The sequence below is a fragment of the Nannocystis exedens genome (assembly GCF_002343915.1).
GTDB lineage: Bacteria > Myxococcota_A > Polyangia > Nannocystales > Nannocystaceae > Nannocystis > Nannocystis exedens.
The window spans coordinates 1,713,351-1,732,143 of record NZ_NETK01000001.1 but is presented as its reverse complement, the minus strand read 5'-3'; the positions used below and the strand labels follow the sequence as shown (position 1 = coordinate 1,732,143).

Genomic DNA, 18,793 nt, shown 5'->3' with positions numbered 1-18,793 from the left:
GGCGAGATCGGCCGCGGAGCGGGCGGCAAATCCTCGGTGTGTCCGTCCGGGCATGTGCGAGCGAACATGCTCCAGGGCGCATGTCCGCGCGGACATGCCCCCGAGGTCAGCCGGTCGCCGGCGCCTCTTCGATCTGCCAGCGCTCGAACACCGCCGGGTTGTGGTCGATCTCGACCAAAAAGCGGCTCGGGCGCATGATGTGCGACGGCCCGTCGCGGGTCTCCTCGATCACGGGATAGCAGCAGTACAGCTCGTCGGCGGCGCGGGTGGCGGCGACGTAGAACAGGCGCCGCTCCTCCTCGAGGTCGGCCGGGTCGCGCACCGAGGTGGCCATCGGGAAGCGGCCCTCGGCCAGCCACAGGACGAAGCAGATCGGCCACTCGAGGCCCTTGGCCTGGTGGACGGTCGACAGCACCAGCATGTCGTCGGGCTCCTCGGCGCCGAGCACGTTCTCGGCGCTCATGCCCTGGACCAGCGCGAGCTCGCTGAGGAACTCGTTGGCGCCGTCGTAGCGCTCGGCGTAGCCGGCGAGGTGCTCGAGGTCGTCCTTGCGCGCGGCGGCGTTGGGGAAGTTGCGCTCGGTGTATTCGCCGTAGTGGCGGGCGACGACCTCGCGGATCATCGCCCCGGGGCTGCGCAGGTCGGGGTTCTCGAGGAGCGCCCACAGCTCGGCCAGCCGCTCGAGCGCCGGCCGGGCCCGCCCGCGCGCCTGGCCGGCCTGCTCGGCCAGCACCTGCGCCGACGAGGCGGTGCCCGCGGCTGTCTCTTTGGCCAGCAGCACCGCCAGCTGCTCGGCCGTCTGCGCGCCGACGCCCGGCCACAGCCGCAACAGGCGGATCCACGACAGGCTGTCCTGCGGGTTCTGGCGCGCGCGCAGGTAGGCGACCACGTCCTTGATGTGGGCCTGCTCGAAGAAGCGGAGGCCGCTGCGCACGGTGTACGGGATCTGCCGCCGCGTCAGCTCGACCTGCAGCTCGAGGCTGTGCGAGTGGTTGCGGTAGAGCACGGCCATGCGCGAGAGCGGGAGGTCGTACTCGTGGTGCAGCTCGAGCACGCGCTGGGCGATGAACTCGGCCTGCTGGAACACGTCGCGCAGCGGGATCACGGCCGGCTTCGGCCCCGACTTCTTCACCGCGACCAGCTCCTTGGGGTATTGCTTGACGTTGCGGGCGATGCTGCGATTGGCGAGCGCGAGCACCTCGGGCGTCGAGCGGTAATTGATGGTCAGCGGATACAGCCGCGCGCCCGGGTGACGGGCGCGGAACTCGGCGATCTGGGCGAAGTCGGCGCCGCGGAAGCCGTAGATCGACTGGGCGTCGTCGCCGACGCACACCAGGCTGCCGTGCTCTTTGGCCATGGCGTCGACCAGCGCGCCCTGGATCGCGCTCACGTCCTGGTACTCGTCGACGAGCACGTGGTCGTAGGCCGAGCGCACCAGCGCGGCGACCTCCGCCAGCCGCGGGTCCTCGAGCAGGCGCAGCCAGTGGAGCAGGAGGTCGTCGAAGTCGCACACGTTCATCTGCCGCTTGCGCTCGGCGAAGCGGACCGCGACCTCCTCGACCATGACGGCCTGATCGAGCAGGCGCAGGCCGTGCTCCTCGACCACCTGCAGCAGCGGCTTGCGGGTGTTGGCGGCCAGGCTGATGAGGTTGGCCAGCACCTTCGGCTGGGGGAAGCGGCGGGCGGTCAGGGTCTGCAGGCCGAACTCGGCCACCACGGCGCCGAGCAGGGTGCGCGCGTCCTCCGGGTCGAGGATGCCGAAGTCGGGCGAGAGGCCGATCGCGGCGCCGTAGCGGCGGAGGATCCGGTTGCCGACGTGGTGGAAGGTGCCGGCCGAGCAGCGCCGCATCTCGACGCCGAGCAGCGACTCGACCCGCCCGACCATCTCGCGCGCGGCGCGATTGGTGAATGTGCACAGGAGGATCCGCTCGGGCTGGCAGCCGCCGGCGACCAGGCGCGCGACGCGATAGGTGAGCGTGCGGGTCTTGCCGGTGCCGGCGCCGGCGAGCACGAGGATCTCGCCAGGGTCGGCCTCGACGACCGCGAGCTGCTGGGCGTTGAGCTCGCGCGAGAGGTCGAACGGCTGGCGCGTGGGTGCGCTCGACTTGAGGACGTACTTCATCCGAGGTGCTTCTGCATGAACGCGAGGATCTGCTCTTCCATGTGGACGCGGTCCTCGAGGCCGCGCGGCATGTGCCGCTCGTCGGGGAACAGCAGCAGCTCGTAGGGCTTGCGCGCGCGGATGAGGGCGCCGATGAGCCGCGAGGTGTGGCGGAAGTGGACGTTCTCGTCGATGAGGCCGTGGACCAGCATCAGGGCGCCGCGCAGCTCGCCGGCGTGGGCCATGACGCTGCTCTCGCGGTAGCCGTCGGGGTTGTCCGCCGGCGTGCCCATGTAGCGCTCGGTGTAGTGGGTGTCGTAGCCGTCCCAGTGGGTGACCGGGGCGCCGGCGACGGCCAGGCGGAACACGTCGGGGTGGCGCACCATCGCCATCGCCGACAGGTAGCCGCCGTAGCTCCAGCCGTAGATGCCGACGCGCGCGGGGTCGACGAGGCCGAGGCCGGCGAAGTGGCGCACGCCGTCGACCTGGTCCTCGAGCTCGACGCGGCCGAGGTCGCGGTGGATCGCGCCCTCGAAGGCGAGGCCGCGGCGGGCGCTGCCGCGGTTGTCGATCTTGATCACCAGGTAGCCGCGGCTGCGCAGCGCCTGGGCCCGCATGTCGACGGTGGTGCCCCAGGTGTCGACGACGCGCTGGGCGTGCGGGCCGCCGTAGACGGAGACGAGGGCGGGGTAGGGCGGACCGGCCGGGACCGGGGCGCCGCGGGCGTCGGCGCGGATGGCCGAAGGGTCAGGTCTGTAGATCGCCGCCCACAGCTCGTCGCCGCGGCGGTTGCGGAAGCTGACCAGCTCCGGCGGCGCCAGGTCGAGGCCGGCGAGCCGCGGGTCGTCCTCGCCCGGGATGTCCTCGATCAGCGCGCCGTCGTCGAGGCTGCGCAGCGACAGCCGGGTCGGGTGCTGCACGCTGCTGTGCGCGTCGACGAAGCGCCGCTTGGCCCGGTCGACGACGACGGCGTGGACGCCGGGCCCCTGCGTCAGCTGGACGACGTCGCCGCCGGCCAGCGGGACCATGAACAGGTGCTGCTCGGTCGGGCGCTCGCGCCAGCCGGTGAAGTAGACCCGGCCGCGCTCCTCGTCGACGGTCACGACATGGTCGATGGGCCATGTCCCCGAGGTCAGCTCGCGGATCAGCCGGCCGTCGGCCCCGCGCAGCTCGAGGTGGCGGAAGCCGGACCGCTCGGACGACCACACGAAGGCGCCGGCCAGCTCGCCCGCGCCACGCTCGAGCGGGCGCAGGTCGTCGTGCAGGTTGTACCAGGGGGTGGCTGTCTCTTCGAGCAGGAGCGACGCCTCGCCGGTGCGCGGGTCGAGGCGCACGAGCCGGTGGTGCCGCTGGCTGCGGTCCTGCAGCTGGGCGGTGAGGCTGCCGTCGGGGAACCACTTGACGCGCGCGAGGTACTCGAACTCGCCGAGGTCCATCCAGGTGACGCGGCCGCCGGCGACCGGGACCACGCCGAGCCGCACGCGCGCGTTGGGGCTGCCGGCGAACGGGTAGCGGTGGTCCTCCTGCGCGCCCTCGCCGACCTGGTCCTTGCCCTGGTGGACGATGCGGTAGACCGGGATGTGCGTCTCGTCGACCTCGACGAACGCGAGCTGCTTGCCGTCGTCGGACCACCAGAAGCCGTGGCTGCGGTGCATCTCCTCCTGGGCGATGTACTCGGCCAGGCCGTTCGTCTTGCCGGTCCCGCGCGCGCCGCTGGTGAGCTGCCTCGGCTTGCCGCCGGCGACGTCGACGACGTACAGCTCGTCGTCGTGGACGTAGGCGACGCGCCGGCCGTCGGGCGAGAGCTTGGCGTCGAGCGCCGGCGGGGCGCCCGGGCCCGGATCGACGAGCAGCCGCAGCTCGGCGTCCTCGGGCCGCTTGACGTAGATCTTGCCGGTCAGCGGGACGAGCATGGTGTCGCCGTCCTCGGCCCAGGCGTACGAGGTGACGCCGAGCTCGCGCTGGCGCAGCCGCTCGCGCCGCAGCTTCTCCTCGAGCGAGAGGTTGGCCTCGGTGGCGCCGCCGCCAGGCGGGGCGACCAGCAGGCGCTCCTCGCCGGTCTCGAGGTCGCGGCGGTAGAGCTGGCGCACCAGCGTGCGCTCGGGGCTGCGCAAGTAAACGAGCGCGCTGCCGTCGGGGGTGAAGGTGATCGACTGCGGGCCGACGAGTCCGGGCAGCGGATAGGCGGCGGCCTCCTCGAGCGGGAGCGGGGGCTTGGGCGTGGCGGGCGTGGTCATGACGGGGCGAGTCGGCGGCTCGTGGCGCCGGTCGTCGCGGTCGCACGCGCCGAGCAGCGCGAGGCATGCGAGCGCGAGGCCGCGGACGAACGGTGCGTCGAAGTTCAGGGGGGACGGCACGCGCGTGCATCTTGGCACACTCACGCCCGCCGTAAACGCGGTCGCGGCGAGCGCCGAGGCCCGCGGCGGACCGACGGCGAGGTTTCGCCGGCGGCGTGTGCGGAAGCACCGAGTCGCGCGGCGGGGCGCGTGCGGGGCCGCGGGGTGCGGCGCGCGGTCGTCGGACCTTGACGCGGCGGCCACGGGGGGTGCAAAAACGGCGCTTCAGGCCACCCGCAGCGCGGGCGCGTCGGCTTGCGCCGCCGCGGGAAATCGGCCATAAAGCGAGCCCATGGCCACCTTAGTCGAGATCTTCACCCGGGAAGACGTTCGTCCGCAGGTGGTCCGCGCGTGCGCGTCGCTGATCGACGCCGAGGTCAAGAGCAAGACTGGCCTTTCGGCCCTGGCCATCAAGGCAGGTTACAAGCTGGTCGCGGCGATCCGCCCGTCGATGGTGGCCGACGTCGTCGACCGCCTGCTGCCCGAGTTCGCCGCGGCGCTCGAGCCGGTGTACGTCGAGAGCCGCGAGCAGGCCGCCCGCGACGGCGCGCCGCTGCCCGAAGTGTTCGCCGCCCACGTCACCACCGAGGCGCCGCGCGTCGCCCAGGCGCTGCTCACCGTCACCGACCGCCGCGCGGCCAAGGCCAGCGGCCCGCTGCGCAAGACCTATGATCGCCTGCGCGACTCGGCCGAGGCCCACGTCCGCATCGCAGTGCCGGGGCTCGCGCGCACGCTGGCGCCGTTCCTCGCCTGAGCTCGTCCGCCCGCTCGCGGGACGGGCGCGCGCAGGTGCGCGGCGGGCTCCTGCGGCGCGTGCCGCCCCGCGCGCGCATCGCTTGCCGCCAGGGAGGGGCGTGATACCGTGAGCCTCAGGGGGAAGCGAAGTGCCCACTCCGGCTCCTGCTGACGCCGCTGTAACCGGGGACACGGAGGAGGTTCGTGCTCTCCGCCAGCGCGTGGCCCAGCTCGAGCAAGCGCTGGCGGCCCGCGAGGCGCAGGCGTCGCGCGCGGCCGAGTTCCGCCGGGCGCTGTACGAGGCGTACGTGTACGGCCTCGGGCGTACGCTGTTCCTCTACGACCCGGCGTCGGTGCGGGTGCTGGTGCGCGAGCTGGGCCGGCGGATCCGCGAGTACCTCGAGGAGGTCGGCTACGACCTCGGCGGACCGCGCACGCGCGACGAAGTGCTCGAGAAGACGATCGGCTTCTTCGTCGCCCACGGCTTCGCCGACCTCGAGGTGGTCAAGTGGGAGGACAACCTGATCCAGGCCCGCTGGCACCGCCTGCTCGGGCTCCGCGCCTACGAGCGGCTGGACGCCGCCGGCGGCGAGCCGTTCGTGTCCTGCCCGCTCAGCGCGGTCATCCACGACGGCCTGGCCGGGTTCGGCAAGTCGTTCGAGACGCTGAAGCACAAGTTCGACCTGGCCACGGGCGCCGTCGAGAGCTGGGAGGCGGTGGTCGACCAGCCGGCGGAGCGGACGCGGCTGCCGCTGTCGCTCGACGCGGAGCGGGTGCTGGCCATCGAGCGCGAGCAGAGCCGCCAGCTCCGGGTCCGCGACGAGTTCATCCGCATCGCCTCGCACGAGCTGTCGACGCCGCTGACGGCGACCAAGCTGGCGCTGCGCCGGCTCGAGGGCGTGGAGCTGCCGGAGGCGGCGCGGCACTCGGTCGGGGTGCTGCACCGCCAGCTGCGTCGGCTCGAGCTGCTGGTGTCGGAGATGCTCGACACGACGCGCCTGCAGATCGGCCGCGTCCGCCTCGAGCGGTCGCAGGTCGACCTGGTGGCGGTGACCGACGCGGTGATCGATCTGCTGTCGGCGAGCGAGACGGCGGCCGCGGGGCAGATCCGCCTGCACGGGGCCGAGTCGGCGGTGGGCCTGTGGGATCCGGCCCGCCTCGACCAGATCGTCACCAACCTGCTGACGAACGCGATCAAGTACGGGGAGGGGCGGCCGATCGACGTGACGATCACGCTGCACGGGGAAGGCGCGCGCCTGCAGGTGGCCGACCGCGGGATCGGCATCGCCGCGGAGGCGCTCGAGCGGATCTTCGACCCGTTCGAGCGCGCGGCCCCGGTCGAGACCCACGGCGGGCTCGGGCTCGGGCTCTACATCGCCCGTCGCTTCGTCGAGATGCACGGCGGCCGGATCGCGGTCGAGTCGCGGCTCGGCGTCGGGGCGACGTTCACGGTCGACCTCCCGCTGGCGCCGCCGCCCCAGGGGCTCGTGGTCGAGCGGCCCGCCGAGCGCCAGGAGACCTCGTCGTGAGTCCGGTACTATTGGTCGAGGACGACAGGGACATCCGCGAGACGATGGGCCTGGTCCTCGAGGGCGAGGGCTACGAGGTCGTCACGGCGCCGAACGGCAAGGAGGCGCTGCTGCTGCTCCAGGCCGGCCTGCGGCCGAGCCTCATCCTGCTCGACCTGATGATGCCGGTGATGAGCGGCTGGGAGCTGCGCGAGCAGATGCTGCGCGACCCGTCGATGGCGGACATCCCGACGATCGTGATCACGGGCGACACGCGGGCGACGCAGCGGACGACGCAGCTGCAGGCGGTGGCCTGCATCGCCAAGCCGTTCGAGATCAGCGACCTGCTGGCGGCGGTGGCCGAGGCGGCGCCGCGAGCGGAGGCGTGACCGGCAGCGTCGGCCGCGGACGGCCGGGAGCGGGCGATGTGGGCGGAACGAGCCGCGGGGGGCACCCCGTGTCCGGGGGCGCCGACGCGGCGCAGAGCCATGGAGCGCGATCGCGCGCCCCTGTCCTTTGTTATGCTGTGGTCCGCGCATGAGCGGGACGAAGCGATGGCCGTGGGACAAGCTGGACCACGAGGACGAGCCGGTCATGGCGGAGCTCCGCCAGACGGTGACCGCGAGCGAGCCGCAGATCGTCCGCTACCTCCGCGACATCCAGGTCGAGCCGCAGGTGAGCCCCGGTCTCGACGAGCTCGGGCCGCCGATCGACGGCATCGGCGACGGCCGCTACGCGATCGGTGACCAGCTCGGCCGCGGCGGCGGCGGCGTGGTCTACCTCGGGGCCGATCGCAGCCTCCGGCGCACCGTGGCGGTCAAGGTGCTGTCGCCGCACCACGTCAACGACCCGGTGCGGGTGCAGGCGTTCGTCGAGGAGGCGATCATCACCGGCGGGCTCGAGCACCCGAACATCGTGCCGGCCTACGACCTCGGCTGCAGCCCGACGCTGGGGCTCTACTACACGATGAAGCGGCTGACCGGGCGGCCGCTGTCGCAGATCATCGACGCGCTGCACGAGGGCGACCCGGCGACGACGCACAGCTTCGGCATGTACCGCCTGCTCGGCTGCTTCATCGAGCTGTGCCGCGCGGTCGCCTACGCCCACGCGCGCGGGGTGCTGCACTGCGACCTCAAGCCGGAGAACGTGCTGATCGGCGAGTACGGCGAGGTCGTGCTGGTCGACTGGGGCCTGGCGCAGGTGATGGGCCCACAGGGGCGGCGGCAGGCGCGGGCGCACATGCACGCGGGCACGCCGGAGTACATGGCGCCGGAGCAGATCACCAAGGCCGGCCACGACCTCGACGTCCGCAGCGACATCTGGTCGCTCGGCGTGATCCTCTACGAGATCCTCACGCTCACGCAGCCCTTCCAGGGCGCCAACGCCAAGGAGGTGCTGATGCGCGTGATGGTCGAGCAGCTCGAGCCGCCGTCGAAGCGGGCGCCGAACCGGCCGATCCCGCCGGGCGTCGAGGACATCTGCCGCCGCGCGCTCAGCAAGAACCGCGAGCACCGCTACGGCTCGGTGGTCGAGCTGCTGGCCGACCTCGACGCGTACCTCGAGGGCTCGCGCGAGCGCATGCGGAGGTCGGAGCTGGCTCGCCGCTCGCTCGACGCGGCCCACCTGCTGCTCGACCGCCTGCGGCCGCTCGAGGAGGAGTGCGACTACTGGCTGGCCGGGCGGCCGCGCGACGAGGACGCGGTGGCGGGCACGGCCCTGCTGGACGAGCCGGGGCTGGCCGACCTGCGCCGCGAGCTGATGGCGGTCTACCGCGAGGCGGCGCAGCTGATCGTGCGCGGGCTCGAGAGCGACAGCGAGGTCGACAGCCTCGGCGACGCCGGCGGCGACGTCTACTGGCGGGTGTTCATGCGCATCTATCCGTCGACGACGCCGACGTCGGGCCCGACCCGCGAGGCGGCGATGGAGCTGCTGCTGACGCTGAGCCAGAAGTGCTTCAGCGGGATCGTCCGCGCCGGCCGGCGGCTGACCCGCTCGCGCGAGCTGTCGCCGATCTCGACGTCCGACCTGCAGCGGCCCGGGCCGGCGATCGACGACCCGTGGCTCAACGTGGTCAGCACGCTGTGCGGCGACGAGGAGGAGGAGATCGACGCTTCGCGCGCGCCGCACGGCCTGCGCACGCTGATCGGCCGCATCATGTTCCTGCGCAAGATCAGCCTGTTCAACGCGGTGCCGACGGCCGCGCTGCTGCCGATCGCCGAGGCCTGCCACGAGGTCGCGTTCGCGCCGCTGCAGCCGGTGTTCGAGCAGGGGGCGCCAGGCGACGCGCTGTGCATCCTGCTCGAGGGCACGGTCGAGGTCGTGCGCGACGGCGCCGTCATCAACCGCCTCAAGCCCGGCGATGTCTGCGGCGAGGTCGCGGTGCTCAGCCAGTCGGCGCGCACGGCCGGGGTGTTCGCCACCGAGGAGCCGGTGCGGGCGCTGATGCTGGGCGCCGACCGCTTCCGCAAGATCGTGCGCGAGAGCGGCGACATCGGCCTCGCGGTCATCGAGGTGCTGTCCGAGCGCCTGCGCGTGGCGACCGAGCGCGAGGCGGCCCTGCGCTCGCTGGCCAAGACGATCCTGGCCAAGAAGGTCGACCTGGCCCTGCCGTGAGCGCCAGCGCGCCGCCGCGGTCGCCGCGGATGCGCTAGCATCGGGGGCCTGTGACGCAGAAGCGGCGCGTGGTCGAGGCGCTCGCCGTGCGGTATTTCAAGCGCCGCGCGGGCAAGGCGGCGCGCCCCGACGCCCGCGACCCGGTCCACTTCCTCAACCCGGACGAGCGCCGTGCGCTGCGTCGCATCGAGTACCTGGCGGTCGGCCGCGCGGCGGTCGTCGGGGCGGTGTGCGCGGGGCTCGGGGCGGTCGCCAACGTCGCCCTGCAGCCGCTGCTCGGCGACGACCCGAGCGCCGCGAGCTGGGGCGCGTGGGCCGAGTTCTTGCTGCTCACGCTGCTGGCCGCGCTGCCGCTGGTGGCGGTCGAGCTGTCGCTGATCTACTGGAACGCGATCGACTCGGTGCATCAGCTGGCGGCCGCCGCCGGGCTGCCGCTGTTCCGCGCCAAGGAGGTCGGGCAGGACGTGGTCCGCCACGAGGGCGACGACGGCGACGACGAGGACGAGATCTTCGCCGCGGTGCTGGCCCGCGCGGCGCTCGAGATCCCGAACCCGCCGCGGCCGATGTTCGGCATCGACCCGCGGCGCGAGGCGTCGCGGCTGCGGATCTTGCTGGCGACGCTGGTCTACAAGGCCAAGGTCAGCCTGACGAAGTTCGTCGCCCGCACGCTGCTGACGCGGATCTTCGGCCGCGCGGCGCTGCGGGCCTGGATCCCGTTCGTCGCCGTGCCGATCACCGCGCTGTGGGACGCGCTGGTGTGCCGCCGGGCGCTGCGCGAGGCGAGGTTGCGGGCGATCGGGCCGTCGGCGGCGAGCGAGCTGCTCGGCTTCGTCCTGGCGCCGCACCCCGAGCCGTCGCCGGCGCTGCGCGAGGCGTTGATGCGGGCGGTCGGGACCGCGGTGGTCCGCTCGCGCGACTTCCACCCGAACCTGATCGAGCTGCTGGATGACCTGAAGCGCAGGATCGGAGAGACAGACGCGGAGGCGCTCGACGACGCGCCGCGCTTCATCGAGTGCCTGCGCCGATTGCTGCCCGCCGAGCAGAAGGCGGCCCTGCACACGCTGGTGATCGCGTGCGTGCTCGACGGGCGGGTGCGCCAGGGCGAGCGTGCGATCATGACCAGGGCCTTCCGGGTGTGCGGGCGGCCGCCGCCGCGGATCCAGGTGCTCGTGCTGCAGCGCGCGCTGCTGAGCGGCGATCAGCTGGCGCCGAAGATGCTCGACCTGCTGACGCCGTAGCGCTCGATATCGATCGCGCATGCTCTGGCCCGATCTGCCGCGGGTCGCCGCGAGCGGGTAGGCTCGTCCCGCCGCGAAGGCGAAGGATGGGACATGCCCGATCTGGCAGATGGGGACTCGGTCGAGGTCAAGGGGTCCGGCGCGAAGCCGTACGTGCTGAAGAACGTGGGCGGGGTGTACTCGTGCACCTGCCCGGCGTGGCGTAACGCGGGCGGGGCGATCGACCGGCGCACGTGCAAGCACCTCAAGGGGCTGCGCGGCGAGGCGGTCGAGCTGGCGCGGATCGGCGCGCCGGCGGGGGCGACGGGGGCGACGAAGCCGGCTGTCCCGAAGGCCAGCAAGGCTGGCCCGAAGGCCAGCTCCGAGGACGGCGAGGAGTCGGCCGAGCAGGCGCCGCCGCTGCTGCTGGCGCACGTGTACGAGCCCGATGTCGACCCGACCGGCTGGTGGATGAGCGAGAAGCTCGACGGCGTGCGGGCCTACTGGGACGGCAAGCGGTTCGTGTCGCGGCTCGGCAACGTCTATCACGCGCCCGAGTGGTTCACGGCCGGGCTGCCCGACTTCACGCTGGACGGCGAGCTGTGGCTCGATCGCAAGGCGTTCCAGCGCACGGTGAGCGTGGTGCGGCGGCAGGACGGCGGCGACGCGTGGCGGCAGATCCGGTTCCTCGTGTTCGACGCGCCCGGGCACGACGGGGACTTCGAGGCGCGGATGCGCCACTACCACGCGGAGCTCGAGCGGCGCCGGCCGGCGTTCGCCAGCGCGCACGCGCACGAGATCTGCGCGGGCCCGGAGCACCTGCAGCGTGAGCTTGTGCGGGTGGAAGCGCTCGGCGGCGAGGGCCTGATGCTGCGCCGGCCGGGCTCGCGCTACGAGGTCGGCCGCTCGCACACGCTGCTCAAGGTCAAGCGGTTCCACGACGACGAGGCGCGGGTGGTCGGGCACCAGGCGGGCACCGGCAAGCACAAGGGGCGGCTGGGGGCGCTATTGGTCGAGCTCCGCGACGGCACGCGGTTCGCCCTCGGCACCGGGCTCTCCGACGCCGACCGCAACGCCCCGCCCGAGGTCGGCACGATCGTCACGTTCCGCTATCAAGAGCTGTCGGACGGCGGGGTGCCGCGCTTCCCGTCGTTCGTCGGCGTCCGCCATGACGTGGCGTGGCAGCCGAGCGCGGCCGTAACCAAGAAGCCGGGCCGTTGACGCCGTTCAGGGCGGTTTTGCGGGGGTGAGCGGGCTCGGGGGTGGGCGGCCGTAGTTGTGTCGAGCGCGCAAATATGGTACTTGCGCAGCGCGAATTCGCCCTGAACAGAGGCCGTACGTCGAATTGATCCACACCCCCCAGGTTTGACTTTCGCCGCCGCGCACCTGCGAATTCTCGGACCCATCCAGCACGAAAGACCCCACGGACACTCCATGAACACGTTCAATCGCATGTTTTTCGCCACGGGCCTGGTGGCCTTCGGTCTCGGCATGTCCTCCACCTCCGGCTGCGGCGGCGGCGACTACTGCTCGACGGTCTTCAACAAGGCGGTCGAGTGTGCTTCGCCCGAGGAGAAGGCGCTCGTCGAGGGCCTGAAGGACCTCGTGATGAAGGACTGCCGCGAGAAGAAGGACCGCGACCCCGAGGAGGAGAAGGCCGATCTCGAGTGCGCCAAGAAGAGCGCCTGCGACGAGTACAAGAAGTGCCAGCAGGAGCTCAGCGACAAGAAGCAGGCCATCCGGATCAAGAAGGAAGTCGAGGGCGCGCTCAAGACCGGGGAGAAGATGGAGGACGCCCTGTCGTCCTGTAAGTACAGCGACATCAAGGACGAAGAGGTCAAGAAGCTGTGCGGTGATCTGTTCAAGAAGTCCATCGACGCCGCGGTCAAGGAGCTCGAGGGCATCCGCGACAGCGGCGGCGACGGCCTCAGCAAGTGCTTCGACCTGCAGGCGACCGCCGAGAAGGTCTCGCCCGAGGAGAAGACCAAGGCCGATGCCCTGTGCAAGGAGGTCGAGGCCGGCAAGCGCGCGAAGGAGGCCCTCGACGAGGCCAAGAAGAACCTCGACGCCGGCACCAACGAGGTGCCCTTCCAGTGCAGCATGGCGGTCGAGGACCTCGAGAAGCTGACCTCGGACTGGGCCAAGAACAAGCTGCAGGAGGTCGCCAAGGGCTGCTACGTCGACCTCGGCAAGAAGATCCTGCCGGCGCAGGTCGACAAGATGCTCATCTGCGAGTACCAGGTCGAGCAGGTCTACAAGGCCGTCAAGAAGTACAACCTCAAGGACGCCGAGCTCGACGGCTGGATCACCAAGGCCGACGCCAAGTGCGCCGGCTCGAAGTGAGCGGTTTCCGATCCCCCGACCACGCCTGACGGCGGCCTGACGGCCCGATCGCGCCCGCCCCACTCGCAGGAGTGCGGCGGGCGTCGTCGCGAGCGGGCGCGGCCGGCATGGCCTGAAGGGCATGTCCGAAGGAGCATCCCGAGGTGAACGGGGCAGGGGGCGACGGCATGCCGTCACGGGCATGTCCCGAGAGGCAGTGTCCTCCGGGACAGCTCCGCGGGTCGGATCGCGGACCGCGGCGTCCGCGAGCGTGCGGCCCTGTCCCCGTGGACATGTCTGGAGAGGCATGATCGCGTGGGCGCTCCGCGGCCGGGGCGCGCTGCGCGGAGCGCGTCGGGGGCGGCGAGGCCGCGCGCGACAGCGCGGCACATCGTCGCCGCTGCGACCACGACGGGGCGGCCGCCGACGAGGCGCCGGACCGCGCCCGTGTGAAAAATGTCCGAAAGTTCATGCGAGGGGGCACCGCGGCGCGGGCTCGGGCGACGCGCTATGCTCGCGCCGTGGTCCAACACCTGCAGGTCGATCCGAGCGCGTCGCAGGTCGGCCTGCCCACCGACGCCCCGGGCCTGCCGTGGCGCGGGGTGATGCGCCACGTCGGCTTCCGCCGGGTCTGGCTCGGGGCCATGGGCTCGTCGATCGGCACCTGGATGGAGGGCGTCGGCGTCCAGTGGCTCATGGCCGAACAGACAGCCTCGACCCTGATGCTCGGCGCGCTCGCGGTCGCGCAGCTGGGGCCGATGCTGGTCCTCGGGCTGCCGGCCGGGCTGCTCGTCGACTGGGTCGACCGGCGCAAGATGCTGCTGGTGACGCAGGTGGCGATGATGGCGATCGCCGCGCTGCTGGCGGTCGCGCACGCGATCGGCTGGGCGACGCCGCCGGTGCTGATCGGGCTGGGCCTCGTCAACGGGATCGCCATGGCCTTCAACACGCCGGCCTGGCAGACGTTGAGCCCGCGCCTGGTGCCGCGCGAGGAGCTGCCGCAGGCGATCGCGCTGATGGGCATGCAGTTCAACCTCGCGCGCGTGGCCGGGCCGGCGCTCGCAGGTGTCCTGATGGCCAGGTGGGGCGCGACCCTGCTGTTCACCCTCAACGCGCTGAGCTTCGTCGGCGTGATGTGGGCGGTGCGCTCGACCGCGCCCGCGCCCCCGGCCACCACCGGGGCGCACGCGCCCTGGCGCGAGGTCGGCGAGGCGCTGCGGTTCGTCCGCGACCACGTCGGCGCGCGCCAGGTGATGCTCGGCCTCTTGCTCCTCAGCATGCTGGCCGCGCCGCTGCAGCGGATGCTGCCGCTGTTCGTGTCGGAGGTGTACCACGCCGAGGAGGCCACCTATGGCGTGATGCTGTCGGCGATCGGCGCCGGCGCGGTGCTCGGCGGCCTGACGCTGGGGCGGCTGCCGTCGTGGTACCCGCGGCACCACATCATCCCGCTGGCGCTGCTGATGTCCGGGGCGTCGATGACGCTCTACTGCGCGCTGACCGAGCCGGCGTGGGCGGCCGCGTGCCTGCTCGTGTCGGGCTTCTTCTGGATCTGGGCCTTCTCGAGCCTGATGACCTCGGTCCAATTGCTGACCCCCGACGTGATGCGCGGGCGCGTGCTGGCGCTGTTCAACATGGCGATGTTCGGCGCGATGCCGGTCGGCAGCGTGCTGTCGGCGCTGCTCGGCGACTGGCTGGCGCTGCAGCTCGGCGGCGGCCCGGGCCTGGCGGTGCAGCTCGGCGTCGGCGTGTTCACCCTGATCCTCCTGCTCGCCGGCGCGGCGCTGCTGATCTGGCGCACCCCGGAGATCGACGACCTCAAGCCCGGCGACCGCGGCCACACCCGCAGGCCCGGGTTCTGGGCCGGGATCACGGCGGCCGGCCACCGGCCGGCGTGAGCCGTCGCCCCGCGAGACGCGCCCGCGCGGCATGAACTGGCCTTGAGGGCATGTCCTCGGGGACATGCTCCATCGAGCGTGCCATGCCGTCCGCCGGCGCGGCGCCGCGGCGAGCGGTGCAGGGTGGCGCGGACCGAGCTCGACGCGGGCTACCAGTTCGCAGGGGCGCCGTCGCGGTAGAACCGGTGGGGGGCGTCGCGCGGGACGTCGAGGCCGCTGAGGATGCTGGCCGCGCCGGTCTCGACGTCGCGCTCGCCGTTGGGGCCGCCCATGTCGGTGCGGACCCACCCGGGGCACACGGCGACGATGTCGATCCGGCGCGGGTCGTCGGCGAGGTCGCGGGTGAGCAGGTGGGCCAGGGCGGTGACGCCGATCTTCGAGGTCCCGTAGGCGGTGCCCGGCCAGCCGGCCTCGCGGTGGCGGCCGGCCTTCACGTCGGCGACGAACTGGCGCATCAGCGCCGACAGCTCGGTGCGCGTGAGCGACCCGAGGTCGAGGCGCGCGCGCAGCTCGGCCGACAGCAGGTCGCGCTGGCCGACGCCGCTCGAGACGAGCACCAGGTGCACGCCCGCTCGCAGCAGCGGGAGCACGCCCTCGACCACGCGCAGGACGCCGAAGTAGTTGGTGTCGACCGTGGTCTCGGCGACGTTGGCGTCGAAGCCGTTGAGGGCGACGCCGGCGTTGGCGACCACCACGTCGAGGCCGTCGGGGTGGACGCGCCGCAGCTCGGCGACGAGGCGGTCGACGCTGGCCGGGTCGCGGACGTCGAGCGGCAAGAACTCGACCCCGAGCTCCTCGGCGGCCGCGCGGCCGCGCTCGGCCTGCCGGGCGGTCAGGATGACGCGGTAGCCCCGGTCGCGGAGCTGTCGACACACTTCGAGGCCGAGGCCCCGGTTGGCCCCGGTGACCAGGGCGAGCGGCTGACGTGCGGTCATGCGGCCAGGCTAACCCGGCGCGCGAGCCCATCTGACACGGGCCCCGACGCCCGGGCGCCGCAGGCAGCTCGGGCGCGAGCGGGCTCGGCCGTCAGGCGGGTCGCGCGGAGGCCGCGGGCCGCGCGGCGGAGCGTGTGTTCACGGCCGCGAGTGACCTGTCCTTAAAGACATGTCCTGAGGCGTCGAGGTCGACCGACCGACGCGGGCTCACCGATCCCTCGAGGGTTCGCCGCGAACGAGGGCGAGAACGGCGACCTGTCGGGCACGATCGGCCGCGACGACCGCGAGCCGTCGTCGACCTCGGCGCCCGGCAGCGGCCTGAGGGGCGGTCGCGGCGCCGGTGGGGTGGTCGCTGCGGCTGCCGTGGCCTCGTTGTCACGAGGCTGCCCTCGGAGCGACGCCCCCGCGATGGTATCGTCGTCACGCGGGAGAAGCTCTCTGTCCGACCCGACGACCCGATTTCCAGTCTCCTCCGGCCGGCGCGTCCTCGTCGGCACGGCTGCGGCGTTCAGCCTCGCGGGCCTGGTCGTCGAGCTGCTGCGTCACCTCGCCGGGGCGCAAGGCCCGATGATCTCGCTGTGGTCGCTCAGCTACGAGGGCAACATGCCGTCGTGGTACGCCAGCGTCCTGCCGCTGTTGTGCGCCGGGCTCCTGACGTGGGTCGCCGCCGGCGAGGTGATCGATCGCTTCTACTGGCGCCTGCTCGCGCTCGGCTTCCTGGTCATCTCGATCGACGAGGCCGTGGGCTTCCACGAGCAGCTCAGCGGTCGGTACGACGTCGGCGGCGTCCTCTACTTCGACTGGGTCATCCCGGCCGGCATCCTCGTGGCGGTGCTCGGGGTCGCCTTCATCGGCTTCCTGCGGCGCCTGTCCCCCGAGACAGCCCGGCGCTTCGTCGTCGCCGGCGCGCTGTACGTCACCGGCGCGGTGCTGTGCGAGCTGCCGCTCGGCTGGTGGACCGAGCGCTACGGCGACGACAGCTTCGGCTACGCGCTCATCGACTGGTGCGAGGAGACGCTCGAGTTCGTCGGCCTGACGGTGTTCGCCGCGGCGCTCCTCGCCCGGCTCGAAGGCCGCCAGCTCGCGGTCACACCTCGCGGCGCCGCACCGACCAGATGAAGCCGTCGTACCAGAAGTGCATGAGCGACACGACCAGCGTCACGCTCAGCGCGACGCGTTGCTCGCTCGAGTCGACCAGCTCGGCCCACACCCCGTAGGCGCCCGCGGCCAGCAGCATCGCCGCCAGCGCGACCGCGCCGCCCCAGCGCGCGCGCGCGAGGCCGAGGCGCTCGCGCAGGTTGCCCCGCTCGCTCCACCACACCAGGCCGAAGTACTGCCAGGCGTGGAAGAAGTTCATGATGAAGAACGCCTCGCCGAAGCTGTTGAAGCCCCAGGTGTAGATCGAGCAGGCGCCGGTGAACACCAGCAGCGCGACCTTCTGCGGCGACACGCGGTAGCCGCGGCGGTGCAGCCGGACGTAGGCGAGCACGTAGACGAGCAGGTAGAGCGCGCCGCCGACGAGCAGCGCGGGCGCCCACGTGGCCTGGTGCGCCTCGGCGAAGATCGGGATCTCGCGCACCCCCGTGGCGCCGACGTGCTCGAACGCCGCGAACGGCTGGAGGTGCTCGAGCAGCGTCGCGCCGGCGAGGATCGGGCCGACGTACAGCAGGAGGTTGAGGCCGAGATCGAGGCGGCGGCCGGCGTCGGCCGGGTTGCCGCGGCGCGCGTCGTAGATCCGTCCGAGCCCGAAGGTCTGCAGGCTCGAATGCACGACGTCCCACCAGACCGTCAGCACGATCGCCGTCGCCAGCAACCAGTCGGACGCGCACAGCAGGAACAGCAGCACGAGCGGCACGGCGACGAATCGGCGCGGGTGACGGGCGAAGATCTGCCGGTTCAGGTGGCTGCGCACGAACACGAGCCCGAGGTGCGCGAAGATGAAGCTGCCGATGAAGAAGCTGGTCGCCGTGCCGTGCCGGCCCCACAGCTCGATCTCCTCGTCGGCGAGCGGGGTGCCGGAGATCGCGATCCCGAGGCCCAGCGCCAGCAGCGGCGCGCCGATGAACATCACGGCGTCGTAGAACGGTCCGGCGATGTACGGCCCGCGCACCGCGTCAGTGTACCCGCGGACGACTCGCGCTTGCGAGGCCGTCCTCGCTGCCGGCAGTGGGGGCACCAGCGCGGGCCGCGTCGCTTGGAAAACCGGCGAGCGGACCGCTCCAAGGGGCCGTGAAGCAGTTCCGCGCCTTCCTTCCTGCGGCGCTCCTTGCGAGCGCGCTCGGCTGTGGTGACCCCCACCTCGACGTCTCCACCGACACCGCCGGCAACACCGCGGGCGACACCGCCGACGTGCCGGCAGGCAGCACCGTGGTCGTCGCGGTGGTCAACCCGGTGGTCAACACGCCGCACAACACCGGCGTGCCCGGCGAGCTCGGCGACGTGCGCGACGGGGTCGATGTCGACCCGGAGCCCGGCGGTGCGGCGGTGACGGTCGACGGGCTCGCGGTCGCCGACGTGCCCGTCTCGTCGATCGACCTCCACGTCGGGCCGGCGAAGCTCGGCCTCGACGTCGACGCCGCGGGCGACGTGTACGATGCACCGATCGCGTTCGACGGCGCCGCGGCCGCGTACTTCGCCAATACGCCGATCCGTTACGCCGTCGGCGAGGGGGGCGGCGCGATCTTCTTCGACCCGGAGACGGGGCTGTCGGAGATCGCCACCACGCTCGAGGAAGACAACGTCGTCGTCGTGCTCGGGCCGGGCGTGTACGTCGGCGACCTGGTGATCAAGGGTACCGACGTCGTCGTCTTCGGCGAGGGCTGGGGCGACTTCGAGGTCGTCATCGACGGCTCGGTGTCGGCCGAAGGCAACGGCGTCCGCATCCGCGGCGTGACCATCACGGGCGACCTCGCCGCCAAGGGCAACACCTTCGGGATCAGCTTCTCGCGCGTGTTCGGCACCACGAGCATCACCGGCCAGGCGGGAGCGTACCTGCGCAACATCTTCTGCGGCCCGACGACGGTGCCGTCCAGCAACGCGACATTGCTCGACAATTACGGCGTACCGCCGATCGAGGCGCCGCCGCCGGGTCAGTGCGAGCTGTAGGACACGCGACGAGCGCTGCGGCGTAT

At 72.4% G+C, this 18,793-nt stretch carries 14 protein-coding genes; 10 read left to right on the top strand and 4 right to left on the bottom strand.

Translation table 11 applies throughout. The features are described 5' to 3' along the window. Positions 1–106 precede the first annotated feature (106 nt). Both NAEX_RS06800 and NAEX_RS06795 read right to left on the bottom strand, forming a co-directional pair. Positions 107–2,122 (bottom strand): ATP-dependent helicase, encoded by a 2,016-nt coding sequence (locus NAEX_RS06800; protein ID WP_096326702.1) that lies wholly within the window; start codon positions 2,120–2,122, stop codon positions 107–109. Next, complete coding sequence (locus NAEX_RS06795; RefSeq protein WP_245913633.1) at positions 2,119–4,458, bottom strand: S9 family peptidase; 2,340 nt, start codon at positions 4,456–4,458, stop codon at positions 2,119–2,121. Before NAEX_RS06795 ends, NAEX_RS06800 begins: the two co-directional genes overlap by 4 nt. A 271-nt stretch (positions 4,459–4,729) precedes the next feature. On the opposite strand from NAEX_RS06795, the gene NAEX_RS06790 reads away from it, so the two are divergent. The 8 genes from NAEX_RS06790 (at position 4,730) to NAEX_RS06755 (ending at position 14,727) form a co-directional block, all read left to right on the top strand. Next, positions 4,730–5,191, top strand: a complete 462-nt coding sequence (locus NAEX_RS06790; protein ID WP_143140842.1) for a DUF6918 family protein — start codon at positions 4,730–4,732, stop codon at positions 5,189–5,191. 202 nt (positions 5,192–5,393) lie between these two features. Next, positions 5,394–6,701 (top strand): sensor histidine kinase, encoded by a 1,308-nt coding sequence (locus tag NAEX_RS06785; RefSeq protein ID WP_143140843.1) that lies wholly within the window; start codon positions 5,394–5,396, stop codon positions 6,699–6,701. Then, complete coding sequence (locus tag NAEX_RS06780; RefSeq protein ID WP_245913631.1) at positions 6,698–7,069, top strand: response regulator; 372 nt, start codon at positions 6,698–6,700, stop codon at positions 7,067–7,069. Before NAEX_RS06785 ends, NAEX_RS06780 begins: the two co-directional genes overlap by 4 nt. A gap of 148 nt (positions 7,070–7,217) precedes the next feature. Beyond that, positions 7,218–9,293 (top strand): serine/threonine-protein kinase, encoded by a 2,076-nt coding sequence (locus tag NAEX_RS06775; RefSeq protein ID WP_096326699.1) that lies wholly within the window; start codon positions 7,218–7,220, stop codon positions 9,291–9,293. Between the two features lie 50 nt (positions 9,294–9,343). Next, on the top strand, positions 9,344–10,531 hold the full coding sequence (locus tag NAEX_RS06770; protein ID WP_096326698.1) for an LBF_2804 family protein: 1,188 nt from the start codon (positions 9,344–9,346) through the stop codon (positions 10,529–10,531). A gap of 93 nt (positions 10,532–10,624) precedes the next feature. Continuing rightward, the gene (locus tag NAEX_RS06765; protein ID WP_096326697.1) at positions 10,625–11,731 is read left to right on the top strand and encodes a DNA ligase; all 1,107 of its coding nucleotides are present in this window, start codon (positions 10,625–10,627) and stop codon (positions 11,729–11,731) included. A 213-nt stretch (positions 11,732–11,944) separates the two neighbouring features. Continuing rightward, on the top strand, positions 11,945–12,853 hold the full coding sequence (locus tag NAEX_RS06760) for a hypothetical protein (protein ID WP_096326696.1): 909 nt from the start codon (positions 11,945–11,947) through the stop codon (positions 12,851–12,853). Positions 12,854–13,353: 500 nt separating this feature from the next. Next, a complete protein-coding gene (locus tag NAEX_RS06755) occupies positions 13,354–14,727 on the top strand; it encodes an MFS transporter (RefSeq protein ID WP_170135515.1) in 1,374 nt (457 codons plus the stop codon). 149 nt (positions 14,728–14,876) lie between these two features. On the opposite strand, the gene NAEX_RS06750 is transcribed toward NAEX_RS06755, so the two are convergent. Next, a complete protein-coding gene (locus tag NAEX_RS06750; RefSeq protein ID WP_096326694.1) occupies positions 14,877–15,662 on the bottom strand; it encodes an SDR family NAD(P)-dependent oxidoreductase in 786 nt (261 codons plus the stop codon). A gap of 408 nt (positions 15,663–16,070) precedes the next feature. On the opposite strand from NAEX_RS06750, the gene NAEX_RS06745 reads away from it, so the two are divergent. Then, complete coding sequence (locus NAEX_RS06745; RefSeq protein WP_143140844.1) at positions 16,071–16,781, top strand: hypothetical protein; 711 nt, start codon at positions 16,071–16,073, stop codon at positions 16,779–16,781. Here NAEX_RS06745 and NAEX_RS06740 read toward each other — a convergent pair. Then, positions 16,750–17,772: a hypothetical protein gene (locus NAEX_RS06740; RefSeq protein ID WP_096326692.1), complete on the bottom strand. Its 1,023-nt coding sequence runs from the start codon at positions 17,770–17,772 to the stop codon at positions 16,750–16,752. The two genes, NAEX_RS06745 and NAEX_RS06740, sit on opposite strands and share 32 nt — an antisense overlap. Before the next feature lie 119 nt (positions 17,773–17,891). On the opposite strand from NAEX_RS06740, the gene NAEX_RS06735 reads away from it, so the two are divergent. Further along, the gene (locus NAEX_RS06735) at positions 17,892–18,767 is read left to right on the top strand and encodes a right-handed parallel beta-helix repeat-containing protein (protein ID WP_096326691.1); all 876 of its coding nucleotides are present in this window, start codon (positions 17,892–17,894) and stop codon (positions 18,765–18,767) included. The last annotated feature ends 26 nt before the right edge of the window (positions 18,768–18,793 follow it).

Coding starts and splice junctions, on each gene's coding strand:
- NAEX_RS06800 (WP_096326702.1), bottom strand. CDS start 2,122: ATGAAGTACGTCCTCAAGTCGAGCGCACCCACGCGCCAGCCGTTCGAC.
- NAEX_RS06790 (WP_143140842.1), top strand. CDS start 4,730: ATGGCCACCTTAGTCGAGATCTTCACCCGGGAAGACGTTCGTCCGCAG.
- NAEX_RS06775 (WP_096326699.1), top strand. CDS start 7,218: ATGAGCGGGACGAAGCGATGGCCGTGGGACAAGCTGGACCACGAGGAC.
- NAEX_RS06765 (WP_096326697.1), top strand. CDS start 10,625: ATGCCCGATCTGGCAGATGGGGACTCGGTCGAGGTCAAGGGGTCCGGC.
- NAEX_RS06760 (WP_096326696.1), top strand. CDS start 11,945: ATGAACACGTTCAATCGCATGTTTTTCGCCACGGGCCTGGTGGCCTTC.
- NAEX_RS06750 (WP_096326694.1), bottom strand. CDS start 15,662: ATGACCGCACGTCAGCCGCTCGCCCTGGTCACCGGGGCCAACCGGGGC.
- NAEX_RS06745 (WP_143140844.1), top strand. CDS start 16,071: ATGGTATCGTCGTCACGCGGGAGAAGCTCTCTGTCCGACCCGACGACC.